The organism is Planctomycetota bacterium, from assembly GCA_039182125.1.
In the GTDB taxonomy this organism is placed as follows: Bacteria; Planctomycetota; Phycisphaerae; order Tepidisphaerales; family Tepidisphaeraceae; genus JBCDCH01.
Map to the genome: position 1 here is coordinate 1 of JBCDCH010000010.1, position 17139 is coordinate 17139.

General features: G+C 65.2%; 16 protein-coding genes. 10 read left to right on the top strand and 6 right to left on the bottom strand.

The annotated features are described in order from the left end of the window. The first annotated feature begins 200 nt into the window (after positions 1-200). The 3 genes from aroF to AAGD32_04100 are packed head-to-tail and all read left to right on the top strand — an operon-like array spanning position 201 to position 2333. Positions 201-1211 carry a 3-deoxy-7-phosphoheptulonate synthase gene (aroF, locus tag AAGD32_04090; protein MEM8873420.1) on the top strand — a complete coding sequence of 337 codons (1011 nt, stop codon included), beginning with the start codon at positions 201-203 and terminating at the stop codon, positions 1209-1211. A gap of 4 nt (positions 1212-1215) precedes the next feature. Then, positions 1216-1782 carry a GNAT family N-acetyltransferase gene (locus AAGD32_04095; protein MEM8873421.1) on the top strand — a complete coding sequence of 189 codons (567 nt, stop codon included), beginning with the start codon at positions 1216-1218 and terminating at the stop codon, positions 1780-1782. Next, on the top strand, positions 1779-2333 hold the full coding sequence (locus tag AAGD32_04100) for a GNAT family N-acetyltransferase (protein ID MEM8873422.1): 555 nt from the start codon (positions 1779-1781) through the stop codon (positions 2331-2333). Before AAGD32_04095 ends, AAGD32_04100 begins: the two co-directional genes overlap by 4 nt. Position 2334: 1 nt before the next feature. On the opposite strand, the gene AAGD32_04105 is transcribed toward AAGD32_04100, so the two are convergent. From AAGD32_04105 to AAGD32_04115, 3 genes are all read right to left on the bottom strand, one after another. After that, positions 2335-3090, bottom strand: a complete 756-nt coding sequence (locus tag AAGD32_04105) for a sulfite exporter TauE/SafE family protein (protein ID MEM8873423.1) — start codon at positions 3088-3090, stop codon at positions 2335-2337. A 120-nt stretch (positions 3091-3210) separates the two neighbouring features. Next, a complete protein-coding gene (locus AAGD32_04110) occupies positions 3211-3495 on the bottom strand; it encodes a MazG nucleotide pyrophosphohydrolase domain-containing protein (GenBank protein ID MEM8873424.1) in 285 nt (94 codons plus the stop codon). Continuing rightward, positions 3492-6014, bottom strand: coding sequence for a tetratricopeptide repeat protein (locus AAGD32_04115; protein MEM8873425.1), 2523 nt, complete (start codon positions 6012-6014; stop codon positions 3492-3494). The genes AAGD32_04110 and AAGD32_04115 overlap by 4 nt, the downstream gene beginning before the upstream one ends. A gap of 58 nt (positions 6015-6072) precedes the next feature. On the opposite strand from AAGD32_04115, the gene AAGD32_04120 reads away from it, so the two are divergent. Continuing rightward, on the top strand, positions 6073-7227 hold the full coding sequence (locus AAGD32_04120; protein ID MEM8873426.1) for an aminotransferase class V-fold PLP-dependent enzyme: 1155 nt from the start codon (positions 6073-6075) through the stop codon (positions 7225-7227). A 44-nt stretch (positions 7228-7271) separates the two neighbouring features. Further along, entirely contained in the window at positions 7272-8267 is a 996-nt protein-coding gene (locus tag AAGD32_04125; protein MEM8873427.1) for a hypothetical protein, read from the top strand. A gap of 8 nt (positions 8268-8275) precedes the next feature. Here the strand turns inward: AAGD32_04125 and AAGD32_04130 are convergent, their stop codons facing one another. Then, entirely contained in the window at positions 8276-9457 is a 1182-nt protein-coding gene (locus AAGD32_04130; protein ID MEM8873428.1) for a hypothetical protein, read from the bottom strand. Between the two features lie 179 nt (positions 9458-9636). Here AAGD32_04130 and alr point away from each other — a divergent pair, with 179 nt between their 5' ends. Further along, the gene (gene alr / locus AAGD32_04135) at positions 9637-10908 is read left to right on the top strand and encodes an alanine racemase (protein MEM8873429.1); all 1272 of its coding nucleotides are present in this window, start codon (positions 9637-9639) and stop codon (positions 10906-10908) included. On the opposite strand, the gene ribD is transcribed toward alr, so the two are convergent. Further along, a complete protein-coding gene (gene ribD / locus AAGD32_04140) occupies positions 10903-11952 on the bottom strand; it encodes a bifunctional diaminohydroxyphosphoribosylaminopyrimidine deaminase/5-amino-6-(5-phosphoribosylamino)uracil reductase RibD (GenBank protein ID MEM8873430.1) in 1050 nt (349 codons plus the stop codon). The genes alr and ribD overlap by 6 nt on opposite strands. Further along, on the bottom strand, positions 11949-12566 hold the full coding sequence (locus AAGD32_04145) for a signal peptidase II (GenBank protein MEM8873431.1): 618 nt from the start codon (positions 12564-12566) through the stop codon (positions 11949-11951). Before AAGD32_04145 ends, ribD begins: the two co-directional genes overlap by 4 nt. Positions 12567-12738: 172 nt before the next feature. On the opposite strand from AAGD32_04145, the gene AAGD32_04150 reads away from it, so the two are divergent. The 4 genes from AAGD32_04150 to AAGD32_04165 all read left to right on the top strand — a co-directional run bounded on the left by AAGD32_04150 (position 12739) and on the right by AAGD32_04165 (position 17135). Next, the gene (locus AAGD32_04150) at positions 12739-13764 is read left to right on the top strand and encodes a diguanylate cyclase (protein MEM8873432.1); all 1026 of its coding nucleotides are present in this window, start codon (positions 12739-12741) and stop codon (positions 13762-13764) included. Positions 13765-13804: 40 nt separating this feature from the next. Beyond that, on the top strand, positions 13805-14392 hold the full coding sequence (locus AAGD32_04155; protein ID MEM8873433.1) for a DNA starvation/stationary phase protection protein: 588 nt from the start codon (positions 13805-13807) through the stop codon (positions 14390-14392). Between the two features lie 353 nt (positions 14393-14745). Then, positions 14746-15156, top strand: coding sequence for a PilZ domain-containing protein (locus AAGD32_04160; protein ID MEM8873434.1), 411 nt, complete (start codon positions 14746-14748; stop codon positions 15154-15156). Positions 15157-15215: 59 nt separating this feature from the next. Further along, complete coding sequence (locus AAGD32_04165) at positions 15216-17135, top strand: HlyD family efflux transporter periplasmic adaptor subunit (GenBank protein MEM8873435.1); 1920 nt, start codon at positions 15216-15218, stop codon at positions 17133-17135. The last annotated feature ends 4 nt before the right edge of the window (positions 17136-17139 follow it).

Sequence of the window (17139 nt, forward strand, 5' to 3'; positions counted from 1 at the left end):
CAGGATGTACGAGTGGAGGCACGGCCAAAAAAGCCGTTAAACCGCCACCATGCATATCCTGACCGGCTCGCAACTCGTACCAACGAACCAGCAAACCCACCGGCCTCAGGATTCGCTCCTGGGGCCGGTGTTTTTTCCCGGCCATTGTCCGCCGAACCAACACCGCACCTCAACAACGGAGCCCTCCGATGATCGTCGTCATGAAGCCCGAGGCCGGGCAAAAAGAAGTGGAGCACGTCGTGCAACTCGTCCGCGAAATGGGACTCACCGACAACGTCATCAAGGGCACCGAGCGCACCGTCGTCGCGTGTGTCGGCGATGAGCGGGCCAAGGACCGCACCAAGTTCGAATCCGTCGCCGGTGTCGAGAAGGTCGTGCCGATCCTCGCGCCGTACAAGATGGCCTCCCGCGAGATCAAGCAGGAGCGCACCATCGTCGAGTGCCCGCCCAACGGTGCGAGCTTTGGTGGCAAGAAGGTCGGCGTCATTGCCGGCCCGTGCAGCGTGGAAGATCGTGAATCGCTCATCGACACGGCCCACGCGGTCAAGGAAGCGGGGGCGGTCGGCTTGCGTGGCGGGGCGTTCAAGCCACGCACGTCGCCGTACGCCTTCCAGGGGCTGGCCGAAGACGGGCTCAAGATCCTCGCCGAGGCCCGCGACCAGACCGGGCTTCTCGTATGCACCGAGGTGATGAGCATCGACCAGATCGAGGTCGTCAACGAGTACGCCGACATGCTGCAACTCGGCGCGCGGAACATGCAGAACTTCAACCTGCTGGCCAAGATCGGCGAGCTGAGCGACAAGCCCGTGTTGCTCAAGCGTGGCCTCTCGGCAACGCTGGACGAGTTCCTCCTTGCCGCCGAGTACATCATCAACGCCGGCAATCCGAACGTCATCCTCTGCGAGCGCGGCATCCGCACGTTCGAGAACTACGTCCGCAACACGCTGCCGCTGGCCATCGTTCCGGAGTTGCACCGCCTTTCGCACTTGCCCGTCGTCGTCGATCCGTCGCACGGCACCGGCAAGAGCTACCTCGTCGACAGCATGTGCAAGGCGAGCGTCGCCTGCGGTGCCGACGGGATCATCGTCGAAGTCCACCATGATCCGGAGCACGCCAAGACCGACGGCGCGCAAAGCCTCACGCACGAAGCGTTCGCCGACATGATGGCCGGCATCAAGCGCGTCGCGGTGGCGGTCGATCGGGAAGTGTAATGACATGAAACCGTTGACGCTCGACATCCCGCTGCAGTTCGAGACCGAGCGTCTCGTGCTTCGCCGGCCGGAGTTGAAGGACGTCGATGTGATCCATGGGTCGGCGCTCGCGGCGATGCCGGCGCTGGCGGAGTGGATGCCGTGGGCGGAACTGGACATGCCGCGGAGCGTGGCGGACGAGTGGGTCCGCGAAGTGCTCGGGCGCTGGTACGGGCGTACCGAACTGGCATACATGATTCTCCGCGACGGCCGACACATCGGAAACACCAGCGTGTTCGCTCTCGACTGGGACGTGCCCCGTGGCGAGATCGGTTACTGGCTCCGCAACGACGCACGCGGTCAGGGGCTGATGACCGAAGCACTCGCCGGGTTTCGTGACCTGCTCGCCGAGCGGCTCGGCTTCCAGCGCGTCGACCTACGCATCGAAGAACCCAACGCTCCCAGCCGCGCCGTCGCCGAACGTGCCGGCTTCACATGCGAGGCGACGATGCGTCGCTACGGCAAGTTCGCTGACGGCCGATTCCAACACATGTGCATGTACGCCTGGACGCTGCAGGAGTCAGACCGATGAACCCGATGACAATCAACATTCCCGAACGCCTTGAAACCGATCGTCTCGTCCTGCGTCTGCCGACGCTCGCCGATGCCGAGATCGTGGCGGCCGGCGTGCAGGCGTCGATCGAAGAACTGCATGAATGGATGCCGTGGGCGAAGAAGGACTACGGCGTCGACGACGCGACGACGTGGATCCACCAAACCCTCGCTGAATGGCATCAACGCAAAGGCGTGCCGTACTTGATCCTGCTCGACGGCGTGCATGTCGGCAACGTCGGTCTGTTCGACGTCGAGTGGGACGTCCCGCGAGGCGAGATCGGCTACTGGATGCGGACCGACCACGTCGGCAAGGGTTACATGACCGAAGCCTGTAATGTGGTGACGGACCTCGCCATGGAGACGTTCGGCTTCCACCGCATCATCGTCACCTCGTCGGACAACAACGTGCGCAGTTGGGCCGTCGCCGAGCGGTGTGGGTACACGTTTGAAGGCGTGCTGCGCAACTATCGCCGACACACCGACGGCACGCTCGACCACGCACGGATGTACGCCAAAACCTCGGCGTGACTCACCACAGCGGCGCGGTGACGTGGATCAGTCCGAGGACCACGAGCACGCCGAGCATCACTTGCCGCAACCGCTCCCGTGGCAGCCGATCGCCGGCCCGAACGCCGATGAACGACGCCCCCGCCACCACCGGCAACGCGGCCAGGCCGTAGATCGCACCGGTTCGTGTGTCGGTTGGAAACTGCCATGCGAGCAACACGAACTGGACGGGAATCATCAGCACGAAGCTGAGCCAGAGAAACCCGCGCGTCCGACGTGTCGGCCAGTCACGCAGCGTGAGCCAGAGCACCAGCGGCGGGCCGCCCATGCCGGTTAGTCCGGCGAGGAAGCCCGAACTCGTGCCCGCCGTTGCGGTGGCCCAGATCGGCACATGTTCAGCCGGTCGCGGCCGGGCGACGGCGAGCAGCGCCACCGCCAGCAACAGCGCAGCCCCCACGACCTGCTTGACGATCTGCGGGTCGCTCACGGCGAGCTTTGTCAGCGCCGCGATGCCGAGCGGCAGCCCGAGCAGCCGCCAGCCGATCACCGTACCCACGTCACGCCACGGCAGTTCGCCACGTGCCTGCCAACAGGACAGCGCGGTCTGGACCACCACGCACACCAGCCCGATCGCGATCGTCTGCGGCAGCGACATGCCCAACGCGATCAACAACGGTGTGACCAGCAGAACAAACGCAAACCCGATGGCCCCCTGCACGAACGCCCCGAACGCCACCGCTGCGGTGAGGAGTAGGAGATGGGGCAGGTCGGCCGGCAAGGTGCGGAGGATAGCGGGACAGACCACGTTGCAGAGCAACGCGGCTGTGCGCCTCCCCGCGTCGAGATCAGAATCCACCGCGCCAAGCTGCGTTGCTCCGCAACACGGTTCGTTCCCCGATCATTTCACTCCGGTCGGCCCATCGCCGTCGAGATACTTCCGTCGGATCGCTGCTTCGAGGTCGACGTCGTTGATGTTCGCCAACGTACACAGCCACGCGACGACGTCGGCGAACTCTTCTTCGATGTTCGCACGATCATCGCCTTTGGCCAGCGCGCTCGACAGTTCGCCGACCTCTTCGATGAACCACATCCACGTCCCCGGCGTCCCGCGAGCCGCGTCGGTGTCGTGGTACTTCTCGCGGATGTGCCGTTGGAACTCCGCCAGGGTCAGTGATGGCTTCATCTGGTGTGTCCGTCCTTGCGACGCTGTTTCATCTGCTCGATGTACCCGATGATCTCGCGACTGCGGTCGGCGGCGGCATCGTCGCCGAGTGCTTCGTAAACATCGCCGAGCAGTGCATGCACGGCCGGGTCGTAGAAGTCGATGCGGGTGCCGTGTTCGAGGACGTCGCGCGCTTCGGCGAGTCGGCCATCTTCCTTGAGCAGGCGGCCGGCGAGTTTTGCGTAGCGGTTGTCCTGCTCCTCGCGATCGGTCAGCGCGACGAGCATCTCGATGGCCTGATCACGCTGACCCGTCCGCATGTACAGGCCGGCGAGACGCTGGTGTGGCAGCGGATCGTTGGGCCGCATCGCGAGCAGTTGTTCCCAGGCGTCCCGCGCGTCCTCCCACTGACGTGCCTTGACCAAGGCGTCGGCCTCGGGGCGAAGCTCGCCGTATCGCTTGGCGGTTTTCTCGTCGTAGCCCCACGACTCGGTTTGCGTCACCGCCCAGGCGCGAAACTTCTCGAAGACCGTGTTTTCGTCCTCGCCGAGCACTTCCTCGAACAGCGGCCCTTGCGCTTTGCCGTCGCGGAAGCCGATGAGCAGTTCGTTGATCGCGTCGGGGCCGTACGTCTCGTCGATGAACTCGCACACCCAGCCGGACTGTGCGTAGGCGAGCTGCCGGTCGAATGGTCGACGCGGCCGGACAAAGCCCCACGTCAATCGGTTCAGCGGGAACAGCTCGTCCTTGCTGACCGCCATGTTGAGCAGCGGGACGTAGCTCCAGGTGATCGGCCCGTACTCTTCGGTCACGCTCAGGCCTTCGGTCATCCAGTGGGCGATGCGGTTGCCGGTCTTGGTGAGCGTGATCGTGTGGGCGAACTCGTGGCGGAGCGTTTCCTGCCAGTCGTAGGTGCTCACCTTCGGATCGCCCGGCGAGCGCATCGCCACGACCGGCCCGGTGCAGGCACCGAGCGCGCCGACGAACGGGTCGCCCGTGACCCGGACCGCGAACGCGTCGTTGGTCGGGAACCATTGGATGTGCGTCTTGAACGGGGGCTCGTAGTTGAACCGCTCGGTCATTTCGTCGTAAACCGATTCGAGATACTCGGCCGATATCCGCGCGAGCGGCTCGTCGAAGTCCGGGTGATAGCTGATGCGAAAGTGTTCGGTCTCGAAGCTGTCGAACCGAGACATCTGTTCGAGCACGCGCATGTAGTTGAGCGTCTGCCGGTTGTACGGGTCGATGGCGAACGCCTCTTCGAGGACGAGCCGGGCGGCGTCTTCCTTGCCGCTCTGCACGAGCAGATGGCCGAGGTCGTTGCGCGGCACCGACCACCACGGTGCCCGCTCGACGGCTTTGGTCAGCATCGCCTCGGCACGGTCGTACTGCCGCAGCCCCGCGAGGTGTCGGCCGATCGTGGCGAAAGCCGTCGCGTTGTCCGGGTCGAGTGCCTCGACTTGTTCGAGGACCGTCGCGGCTTCGTCGTCTCGCAACTGTAAGGCATGCAGCGCGGCCCGGACGCCCAGTATACGCAGGTGGTTCGGACGTACGGTCGTGAGTTCTTCGACGATTTGCTCGGCCGCGTCGGTGCGGCGTTGTTTGAGCAGGTTGTCGATCCGCGCTAGCGCCACGATGGGGCTGGCGGGATTGACCTGGGCCAGATCGGTGATCGCCCGGTCAGCTTTGGCGAAGTCCCAACGTGCGGTGTTGGTCTCGGCGAGCAGCGCGAGCACGTCGGCGTCGTGCGGATTGGCGTTGTAGGCGGCGATGAGTTCCTCGGTCGCCGCTTGGGCATCACCACGCTCCAGCAGGAACCGTGCGGCCGCCACCCGTGCCGGCCAATATTCACGGTCGAGCAGGTCGTAGCTGGTGGTGAAAGTGCGCAGGATCGTGTCGTTGAGGTCGAAGAACTCGCGGTACTTGCCGTTGAGCGTGGCCCACCGGTCGAGCGCGGTTCCGATCGCCGTGAGCGTCGCGGCGTCCTCGAACGCCGCCGACCACCGACCCCCCGTGTCGCCATCGGTCCATCGTTCGAGAAAGCTCTGCGGCTCGTCGACGAACCATTGGTAGATCTCACGCGCGCCGTCCAGATCGCCGACCTCTTCGAGCGCACGGCCCATGACGACCTTCGCATTCAGGTCATCGCCATGTGGCCGAAGAATCTCGAGCGCGTCGTCGGGGCGCAGGTCACGGATCAGCAGGTCACCGAGCACCACGGCCGCGTCGGCGGTGTTGGCCGCTTCGAGAACGGCGCGGGCTTCGTCGAGCTTGCCGAGCCGGCCCAGCGCTTCGCCGCGGAGCGTGAGAACTTCCGGCGTGTCGTCGAGTTCGTGCAACGTGATCAGCGCTTGCCGATACCGCCCGGCATGAACTTCGGCGGCCGCGATGTCGAGTTGCTCGAAGTACGCGGGGTGTTCCAGCGCGCGGCCCCGTTCGGGCAGCGTCTGCGCGCGCCACTCCGGCGGCAGCACGTCGTGCAACGGCGAGCCCAAAGTCGCGGCGGCTACTGCAAACGACAGGAAAAAAGCTTGTCGCATCACGACCCGAGTTTATCACCCAATCGCCCGGTCGTCGGGAATGTGTAACCTGCCTCGCATGCAGCTCTCCGACGTCATCGGCAACGACACGCTTTTCCCCGTTCGCAAGAAGTGGCGGTACTTCAACCACGCCGGCGTGAGCCCGATGAACACCCGTGGCGGCGACGTGCTCAAGCATTGGGTCGACGCTTGGCAGGACGATTGCATCATGGGCGGCGACTGGTTCGGCAAGATCCCCGAGCTCTGCGGCACCACCGGGCGGCTGATCAACGGCGACCCGATGCAAGTCGCGTTGCTCAAAAACACCGCCGAGGGGATCAGCACGGTCGCCTTCGGGCTCGACTGGCAGCGGGGCGACCGCATCGTCATCAACCAGAGCGAGTACCCGGCGAACCAGTATCCCTGGCTCGCGTTGGAGGAGCGTTTCGGCGTCGAAGTGGTCAAAGTGCCGGAAGTCGCCAACGACGACGGCAGCAACCGTCACGTCCCGACCGAAGCGATCCTCGCGGCACTCGATGATGACCGCGTGAAGCTGTGCAGCGTGAGCCATGTGCAATGGTCGACGGGCCAACGGATGGACCTGCCGGCGATCGGCGGGGTTTGTCGGAAGCGTGGGATCCTGTTCGGTGTCGACGCGATCCAGTCGTTGGGCGTGATGCCGGTCGACGTGGAGGCGGCGCAGTGCGACTTCCTGTGGGCCGGCTGTCACAAGTGGCAGCTCGGGCCGATGGGGGTCGGCGTGTTTTGGTGTCGCCGAGAGGTCATGGATCGGGTGCGGCCGTTGAGCCTCGGGGCGTTCTCGGTGAAGGACCCGTTCGACTGGGGCACGATCGACCTGACCTTCGAGAACGACGCACGCCGCTACGCCTGCGGCACGCCGAACCTGTCCGGCTTTCTCGTGCTGCTGGAGAACCACAAGCTGCTTCACGAGATCGGTATCGAACCGATCTACGAGCACGTCACGCAACTCGGTGATCAGTTCGCTGCCGCGCTGCGGGACACCCAATGGGTACGCGTTTCCCCGCCGGCGGCACGGAGCCAGATCCTCACCTTCACACATCCCGAGGCGGACCTCGACGCGCTGCTCGTCAAGCTGCGCGAGGAGCATCACGTCGAACTGGCCGTGCGGAGCGGGCGTCTTCGGTTTAGCCCGCACCTGCACAACACGGCCCAGGAAGTCGACCAGGTCGCGGCGATCCTTCGAGACGTGTGAAGATTTTCGAACATCGTCGAATGCCCGGGCGTTACCGTTACATGATGCGATATCTGCCGTTGGTGCTGATTCTGCCGTTGATGGGCATGCTCGACGTGCGCGGCGTTACCGTCGCGCACCTGCACCGGCGCGGCAGTGGTTACGGGTCGGTGGCATACGAGAAGCAGTTGGTCGAGCTGCGCGAGCTCGGTGCCAACTGGATCGCGCTCAACAACTTCTGCTACATGCCCGACATCGAGCAGCCGATGGTCCGCTGGGGCGGTGACCGAACGCTCACCGACGACGACATGCGTAAGGCCGTCGCCGACGCCCATGAGGAGCAGCTCAAGGTGTTGCTCAAACCGCACATCTGGGCGAGTTCGTTCTATCGCGGCAAGTGGCACGGCGATATCGCGATGACCAGCGAAGCGGACTGGGAAGCGTTCTTCGAAAACTACACCGAGTACGTTCTGGTCGAGGCACGAATCGCCGCCGAGACCGGGGCCGACGCGCTATGCATCGGCGTCGAGATGGAGGGCACCACGCACCGCAGCGCCGATTGGCGCAAGCTCATCGCCGAGGTGCGTGAGGTGTACGACGGCCCGCTCACCTACAGCGCAGCGTTCGGAGAGTACCCCAACATCGACTGGTGGGACGCGGTCGACGTGGTGGGTATCAGCGCGTACTTCAAACTCTCCGACGAACGGCTCGCGTCCGAGGATGAACTTCGCCGGGGCTGGGCGGTTGTTTACGACGAGCTGGCCGAGTTTCACCGGAAGACGGGCAAGCCGATCGCGTTTCTGGAGCTCGGCTACACCGCCAGCGCGACTGCCGCCGCCGAGCCGTGGGCGTACGACGTGAACGACCCGGACGTTTCCTACCAGGCACGCCTGTACCGGGTCGCGCTTGAGGAATGTGCCAAGCGTGACTTCATGGTCGGCGTGTTCGTGTGGAAGTGGTTCAGCGGCGGCGACCACGAACGCCTTGAGGGCCGAGACAACTTCGTCGTGCAAAGCCGGCCGGTCGTTCGTGACGCGATCAGGCAGGGCTGGTCAGGGTAGCAGGGTGGTCAGAGTAGCTCCGGCTTCCGCAGCGGCCCGAACAGCAGCACGCCGATCAGCACAAGCGCGTACAACACCGGCACCGCCACCATCGCTCCCGACGCGATAAGTCCGGTGGCCGAAGACCCGTTGGGCATGGCGCTACTGAACATCGCGCTGCCGACGATGGCGAGCGCGGCCGACAGGAGCAATCCCGCAACCGCGAGCCAGTGCAACCAGGTGCCCGAGTGTTTGAGACGCACGGTCTGAATTCCCGCGGTGAGCAGGACGCCGCTCCCGGCGAACAAGCCCATCGCGCCCAGCAAGGCGAACCAGCCGCCGGTCGCCGCCGATGGGTCGGTCGGCATGCCATTGTGCGCGACGTAGGTGGCGTTGGTCGAGCCGGCCGGCAGCGTGTAGGTGCCTTGTGCCAGTTGCAGCACCAGCGCACCGTCGGCGTCGCGCTCGCAGGAGAGTAGTTGTTCGTCGACGACCGACGCGTCGTATGCCCAGCCCAACGGCATCGCCGCTTCGTCGGCGAGATGGCCCCGGACAAGCTCGGCGACGTCGGGTTCGAGCGGCGTGTCGAGGTCGGCATTGATCCGCCGAACCGCCGCGTCGAGCACGTCGTCCTCAATCTTCCAACCGTAGTAACCGGTCTGCATGCCTGCGACGTCTTCCGGGTCGAGCAGGTCGGCCGAGGCGTGTCGGTTGCCGATCGGGTCGAGCCACTCGGCCCCGTCGGCGTCGACGTTGAACCGGCCGGCGGAGTTGAGCGCGTAGAAGACGCCGCCGACGCCGTCGGGCGCGGCCATCTGGATCGCGGCGGTGACGTCGTCGGCCGATGCCGCGTCCGGAAAAGCGCTACGGCCATGAGCGGCGAGAAGCCTGCGGAGGTGGTCTTCCTGCACATCCCCAAGCGGCTGGAGGGCTTGCATACCGGTGAGCATGAACTCGACTTCGGTGTCGGTCGCGGTCGTGTCGAGGAAGCCGACGTTGCCGAGTGTCGCACCGGTGGGTGTGAGGGTCCAGGTGACGGCGGTGTTGCTCGCGACGATCGCGGCCATGGAACCGACGAACAGCCCGCCGCCCATCGCAAGGAGCATCGTCACGGCCGCGACAACGATGCTGAGGATGCCCACGAACGTGAGCCCGCCCGACTGCGGTGCGACGGTCACGGGGGTGATGCGGTTGGGCTGGCCGTACGTCATGGTCGCGATCGTAACGACTGCGGCGGCAAAGCGGGCCATGTCGAACCTGTCGGCGGTGCTGGCGCGGCGGCAGACGATGTCTCTGGCCGCACGGACATTTACCCGGCCCGTGGTCCCGACGTCGTGTATAACTAGGCCGGCGGCGCCGGTGGTCGGTTCCGCGGGAAGGTAAATGCACCTTGGATCATGGAGCGGATGCGTTGAGCGGGTTGTCGTCAGGAGGTTGGTCGGACCCGGCGACCACCGGCGGCGAAGCGCGTGCGCTGATCAGCCGGGCCGCGCTGCTGCACAACGCGCAGCTGTTGGCCGAACAGGCCGCCCCGGCTCGGTTGTGCCCGGTTGTCAAAGCCGACGCCTACGGCCACGGGGCTCCGATCGTCGCCGACGCCTTGTGCCGGCTATGCAAGTCCGACGGCCCGCAACGCCCGGCGGCGGCGATGCTCGCCGTGGTCACCATCGACGAGGCCGCCGAGATCGACGCGGTGCTCGGCGGCATCGGGATCCCGATCATCGTGTTACGCCCGGTCGCCAACACCTACGCCGGCCGCAACCGCAAACTCATCGAACACGCCATCCGTCGCGGGTACATCCTGACGCTGCTCGACGGTGGCGGTGCCGACGACATCGGTCGGGCCGCGGCACGAGTCGGCATGCGGGCCAACGTCCACGTCGGCCTCGACACGGGCATGAGTCGGGAAAACACCGACCGCCATCACTTCGCCGCGCTCATCGAGAAGGTCCGTGCGACGCCGCCGTTGAAGTTGCACAGCGTTTCGACGCACTTCTCTGATGCCGCCACGGAAGACGAGCCGCTGACGCAGATCCAGGCCGAAGCGTTTGCCGACGCCACCGAGACGCTATCCGATCAGGGCGTGCTGCGGCACGCGGCCAACAGCGGCGGAACGTTCTTCTGCCATCGTGGCGTGTTCGACTTCGTCCGACCGGGCATCGCGTTGTACGGCTTGGACCCGACCGGCACGCCGGACGTCCGTCGACCGTTTCGGCCGGTGATGCGGCTGGTCGCACCGTTGATCCACATGCGCGACGTCAGCCCCGGGCAGAGCGTGGGGTACGGACGAACGTGGACCGCGCGGCGGCAGAGCCGGATCGGGTTGTTGCCGCTGGGTTACGCCGATGGCCTGCCGCGGCTGGCCAGCAACAAGGGCGCCGTCCGCATCGGTAGCCGCGAACGTCCGATCTATTGCCCGGTCGTCGGAACCCTCAGTATGGATTACGTCACCGTCGATCTGACCGACGCGCCCCACGCGGCGCTTGGCGACGAGGTCACGGTGATCGACGACGATCCGCTAAGCCCCGCCAGTGCTTACGCATGGGCCCGGCACGCCCAGACGATTCCGTACGAGGTTCTCACCGGCATCGGCCGACGCATCCATCGCGTACCGACCGATCCTGGCGACACGGACATCGACGACGCCGACGCGGATTTATGACTCGGGTGAACCGCCCGGAAAGTCTGCCGACGGTTCTGCCGCGAAGTAGACCGGGCTGTCAGGATTAAACGACTCGCGGAGCGTGTCGATCCCGAGTCGGGTTTCGTGGCCCGGCCAGTCCGGCAGGTCGATCGGTATCCCCTCGCCGAGTGTGCGAGGGCTGGTGAATGTCCAGAGCCGATCGACGTGCCGCCGGAGTGCGTCGAGCAGTCGCGGGCCCGTTTCGAGCAGGAGGTGCGTGTGTCCACGGCCGTGGAGGTCGGCGAGGAGTGCGCCGAAATCGCCTTGATGGAGGAGGGTTTCGGGGCCGCCATCGCTAAGCAGTTTTGCACGGGGCGGGACATCGCCGCTGCGTGTGAGGACGATGCGGAGCGGGGTGCGCGGCGGGGTGTCGATGCCTCGCACGGTTAGGGCCGGATCGTCGTTCCGCAGCGTGCGTCCACCGACGGCGATGGCGTCGCAGCGGGACCGCAGTCGCATCACGACCTTGTCCGACTCGGGGCCGGTGATGCGGACGGGTTCGCCGGCGGGGCCCGCAATCAGTCCGTCGGCGCTGACCGCGACCTTGGCGGTGACGTACGGCCGTTTCCGGACCGTCCCGGCGATGAACGGTGCGAGTAGTTGTCGCGCCGCGGGGCTGTCGAGGAACGTGACCTCCACGCCGGCGTCGCGCAGTTGCCGAATGCCTTCGCCGTTGACTGCGGGGTTCGGATCAAGGGCACCGATGGCGACATGTGCAATGCCGGCCGAGATCAGCGTCGGCACACACGGCGGCGTCTTCTTGGCAATGTGGCAGCACGGCTCGAGCGTGACCACCGCCGTCGCGCCGGCCGGGTCGTTGCCGCGCCGGGCACAGTCGGCCAGTGCGGTCGGCTCCGCGTGCGGCTCACCGAAGCGTGCGTGAATCCCCTCACCGATGATCTCGCCGCCTGGGGAGACGAGTACGCAGCCGACCATCGGGTTAGGTTCGACGTGACCTCGGCCGGCCTTGGCAAGCTCGATCGCGCGTCGTAGCAGCGGGTCCAGATTCATGCCGTGGTTCATGCGGCGACGGCTTCCGGCTTGGCCTCATCCTTGGGTGCGAGGACGCCGTGGAAGATCACCACGATCGCCACGCCGACGCACAGGAACATGTCGGCCAGATTGAACACCCAAGGAAACACATCGGTGTCCGGCAGGCTGCTCCAGAACTCAGACCACTGGCGATGGGGAAAAGCGTGGAACATGTCGCGGACGTATCCGTAGACGACCCGGTCGTAAAGGTTGCCCGCAACGCCGGCCAGTAAAAGCCCCAGCACGAGTTGGAAGAAACGCTTGTTCCCGGACTGCGCGAAAAAGTACGCCAGCAGTCCGATGGCGAAGAGAGAGCCGATGACGAACAGCCAACGCATGCCCTGCCCGATGCCAAGCGCCGCGCCATAGTTCTTGACGGCTGTGAAGTTGAGGTAGCCCGGAATGGCTTCGATGCTCCGCGGGCCGATGAAGATGACATCCGGCTCGCTGGGGTAAAGCGCCTGCCACGAGATGTACTTGATGAGCAAGTCGGCCGTGAGCCCCAGCGCGAAAGCGAGCCCGAAAACGAGCAGAGCACCGCGCTGTCGGTAGGCCGGAACATCGGTCGGGCCGGGTGCGGGTTGGGGGGCCGTTTCCTCGGTCACGCGGACATGGTAGACCCGTCCGGGGCGGTACTGTTTCAGGTCGATCGCCAAATGGGCTACTTAAAATGCCAAGCGCCCGCCCCAAAGGGGCCGATGACCCCGTTAGGTCCATCGTTGCGTTCGCGCGGCAAGGATGCCCGTGCGGGCCTCGATATCGGTAGCGGAGTCGTTCATGTCCGATAAATCAGACAGCCACGCCATGTTCGGGGGAACGTTCCGCACGGACGGCAACGAGTCGGAGCAGCCGTCGGGAAATCGGTCGGCCATGTCGAGTTGGCACGGCACTTCGAACACCCGGTCGAGCCACGTCCTTCTCATCGACGACGCCCGCAGCATCCATCGGCTCGTGGCCAGTTGGCTCAAACACGACGGTCACCGCGTCAGCATCGCCGTCGGAGGCCAGGAGGGGCTCGACTTTGCCCTCGAAAACGAGCCGGATCTGATTCTGCTCGACATCGACATCCCCGACCGCGACGGGTTTGAGGTCTGTCGCGCGCTCAAGAGCAACGCCGACACGATCGGCATTCCGGTGATATTTCTGACCGCGTCGTCGGACGTGGAGCAGAAGATCCTGGGGCTGGACCTCGGTGCCGTCGATTACATCAGCAAACCGTTCCACCCGGCCGAGTTCCGGGCCCGGGTCCGCGCGGCCCTGCGGACCAAGCACCTGCTCGACCTGCTGAGTGAGAAGGCCCAGGTCGACGGGCTGACCGGTCTGCGCAACCGCCGGCATCTCGATGAACGACTTGCTTCGTTGGCATCGCTCATGCGGCGTGGCGGTTCCCCGTTCAGCTGCATCATGGCCGACATCGATCACTTCAAGAGCGTCAACGACCAGTACGGTCATGCGTTCGGCGATGAGGTGCTCGTCGAGGTGGCCGAGGCGTTCGTGCAAACCTGCCGCGCCGAGGATGTGTTGTGCCGTTACGGAGGTGAGGAGCTTTGCGTGCTCACGCCGGAAGTTCCGATGCAGGGAGCGGTCAAACTGGCCGGTCGTCTGCGTGAAGCGGTGGCGGCGATCGAGTTTCGCAAAGGCGTCGAGACGTTGAGCGTGACGGCCAGTTTTGGTGTCGCCGAGGCGGATCGGATCGACCCGATGGCCGTGGTGCGTAATGCCGACACGGCGCTTTACACCGCGAAGGCGGCGGGTCGCAACTGTGTTCGGGCATTCTCCGCCGCCGAGGCCGAAGCCGCTTGAATCGGGGCCGCTCTGGCGCGCCGGTTGCTGTCCTCACAGCATGTCAACCCAAACCACCGGCGACTTCGACACGCTCTGCACCGGCGACCTCCCGACCAAGCCCTGGCGGCCGCAGTCCGAACTCGAGGCCAATCCGATCGGATTGCCGCGCGACGTGTGCGAAACACTCAGCGCGCAACTCGATCGGCACTTGGCCTCGCTCTACACGATGTGGCACCAGTACCGGAAGCATCACTGGCTTGTCACCGGTCCGCAGTTCATGGACCTGCACAAGTACCTCGAAGCCAACTACGACGAAATAGCCGAGGACGGTGACTTAGTGGCCGAACGCATGACCGCGATCGGCGGAATCCCGACCTGCGCGCCGGCAGCCCAGGAAGCGCTCTCCTACATCGACCCCGAGCCGGAAGGCATGTTCCACATCCGCGACTCGCTCAAGCGCGATCGTGAGAGTGAGGGCATCATCGCGATCAACCTGCGCAAAACGATTCAAGAAGCCGGCAAGCATGGCGACTTCGGTACCGAACGCATCTTGAAGAAAGTGCTCGTGCATGCCGAGGATCGCGCCCATCACCTGGATCACTTCCTTGAGGAAGACAGCCTCGAAATCGGCCGCGCCGACGGCTGACACGGCCACGCACGACATTTCCCCACGGCCCGCTCGGACATCCGGGCGGGCCGTTTTGATGCGCAACATGCGTCAAAGGGCATGAATGCAGTCCGATATTGGATACGCATTTATCCGAATGTTGATTCGCGACGTTGGAGGCTGCGTCAGCTAAGTCGCGTGCCTGCATGAGTTTGGCTAAGCGAATCGCGATCGGGTGGACGTGCCTGCCACAACCTGGAAGTGCTGACGGCCAGTTGTGCCGGTTGTTGGGGTTGAGTTGCTTCCCCCTTGGTCCGATGCCCAATCAAGACGCCAGCACGTGCGCTGGCGGTCAGTCTTGGCATTAGTCCGCACGTCGTGAGGAACCCGGCATGTTTGAATCTCTGCGGAGCAAAACTGAAAAGGAAGACGCGGAGCTGATCCGCGAACTTCAACACGGCACCACCGAAAGTGCCGCCTTCAACCGTGCCCACAGTCGGGTGCCGGTCGAAGGCCGGCTGCAAGCCTTGCCCGGAAACTTCAGCGACGACCAACCCGGCATCGACGGCCAACTCGTCGACATCTCGGCCGGCGGCTGCATGGGCGTCTTTCGCAAACCGCTACAGGTCGGCGACGTGTACCGCGTGAATTTCGAAACCAAGCAGATATCCGTTCCGCCAACGTACGCCCGATGCCTTCGGGCCAGGGTGCTTCGGGACACCGCGTTCGAGGCAGGCTTCGCCTTCTTCCGCGCGGTCGATCTCGACAACTCGACCCAGCCCGCCAAAGAGCAAGCGGCATGAGCTGACCCGACGATGGCAACTGCACAGGGGGGCCTGACGCAGTTTGGAGCAAACCAGCCTTGGCATTGACGAATGACACATCCCGAACCGACGCGACCGAGCAGGTCCAGCGCAGTGGCGCGTCGTCCGGTGGTGCGCCCGAGCAGCAGGACGTTTTCGTCCGGCTGACCCGGCTTGCCGCCGAGTCGAGCGATCGCGTTGCCTTGTTGCGTGCCGGCTTCCGAGCGGCGGCCGAGTCCTGTGCGGCGGTTTACGCGCGCTTTGCCCTCCTCGACGCCGTCGCACCGATCGAGGATCAGTACCACCCCATCGGCGTCGATCCGAACTTCTGGGACGAGAAGGTTCGCGACGCCCTCGATGTCGCGACAAGCACGGCCCGTTCCGCCGCGACGGTCTACGGCAAGGAGGGCGGCCAACGTGTCGCCATCCTCTCGGCACCGCTGACCTCGTCCACCGTCGACACACCCGCCGCACTCGCACTGGCCGCGCCGGTCGACGACGACAATCACGCTTACCAACTCCTCGCCCAGCTTCGCGGCATCGCCGGCTTGTTGCCGACGCTTGCCGAGCAGGTCGATCGCCGCATCGCCTTTCAACGTCACATCGAGAAAGCCGCCGCCGGCGCACAGCAGGGTGAGATTCTCGATGCCCTCGCCGTCGGTGCTTCTTCGGAGACCGTCACCGAGTTGGCGTTCTCCATCACGAACAACCTTCGAGCCAAGCTCGGCTGTGATCAGGTTGCCCTCGCGGCGACCAAGGGGCGGAAGCTCAAACTTGTGAGCATTTCCGGCTTCGCCGACGTGACGCCGCGTTCGCCCGGTGCGATGGCCATCCGCGCCGCTGCGGAAGAGGCCGCCGACCTGTGCGAGCCGATCATCGTTCAGAGCGGTTACCAGAACCAACACGCCCGGCACCGTCTCAACGAGGCTTGGCATCGCGAGGCCGATGGTGCCGCCGTTGTGACCATCCCGCTCGAGGCCGGTGGCAAGGTCGCCGCCGTGCTTGCCCTGCGTCACCGGCCCGGGGAACGTTGGGAACCCGAGCAGGTCGAGAAGATTTCACAGGTTGTCCGGCCTTATGCGTCGGCGCTGACCCTGGTCGAACGGGCCAACACTTCGCTGCTGAGCCACGCGGCATGGTCGACCAAGCGAAACATCACCGGTCTGTTCAAGGGACGCGGCCTGGTCAAGCTCACCGCGCTGGCATGCCTGCTGACGTTTTCGATCTGGTTCTTCTTCGGCACGATGACGTACACCGTCTCGGCCGTCGCGACGGTGGAGCCCGGGCGGACGCACCAACTGACCGCGCCGTTCAACGGCCGTGTGCTGGAGGTGAAAGTCCGTGCGGGCAGTGTCGTCGAAGCCGGCGATGTGTTGGCGGTACTCGATGATCTGCCGTTGCGTGCGGAGCAGGCCCGGCTCGAAGCCGAAGTTCAGGTACAGCGCTACGCCGCGGCTCGTGCCGAAGCCGAGGGCGACATGGGGGCTGCCCAAACCGCCAAGGCCGAAGCACGGGTGTTCGCCGCCGAACTCGCACTGGCCAACGATCGCCTCGCCAACGCCGTGGTCCGCGCACCGGCTGCGGGGGTGGTCACCGAAGGCGATCTCGAGAAACTCATCGGCCAACAGGTGTCGCTCGGCACGCCGTTGCTGGAGTTGGCGCGGTGGGACGAGATGGAGTTCGACATTGCCGTGCCTGATAGTGCGAGTGCCGCGGTCGAAGATGGATTTACCGGAGTGATCGCGCTCGAAGCCCGACCCGACGATCCTCAGGCGTTCACCGTCAAACGTGTCGCGCCCAGCGGCGAAGTGCGCGATGGCAAGGTCGTGTTCATGGTCACCGCCACGCCGGAAAGCCCCGAAGCATGGGTTCGCCCCGGCATGCACGGCACCGCGAAGGTCGACGCCGGTGAGCGCCGCGTCTGCTGGGTCGCCACCCACGACATCATCGACTGGCTCCGACTCAAGTTCCTCCTGTGAATCG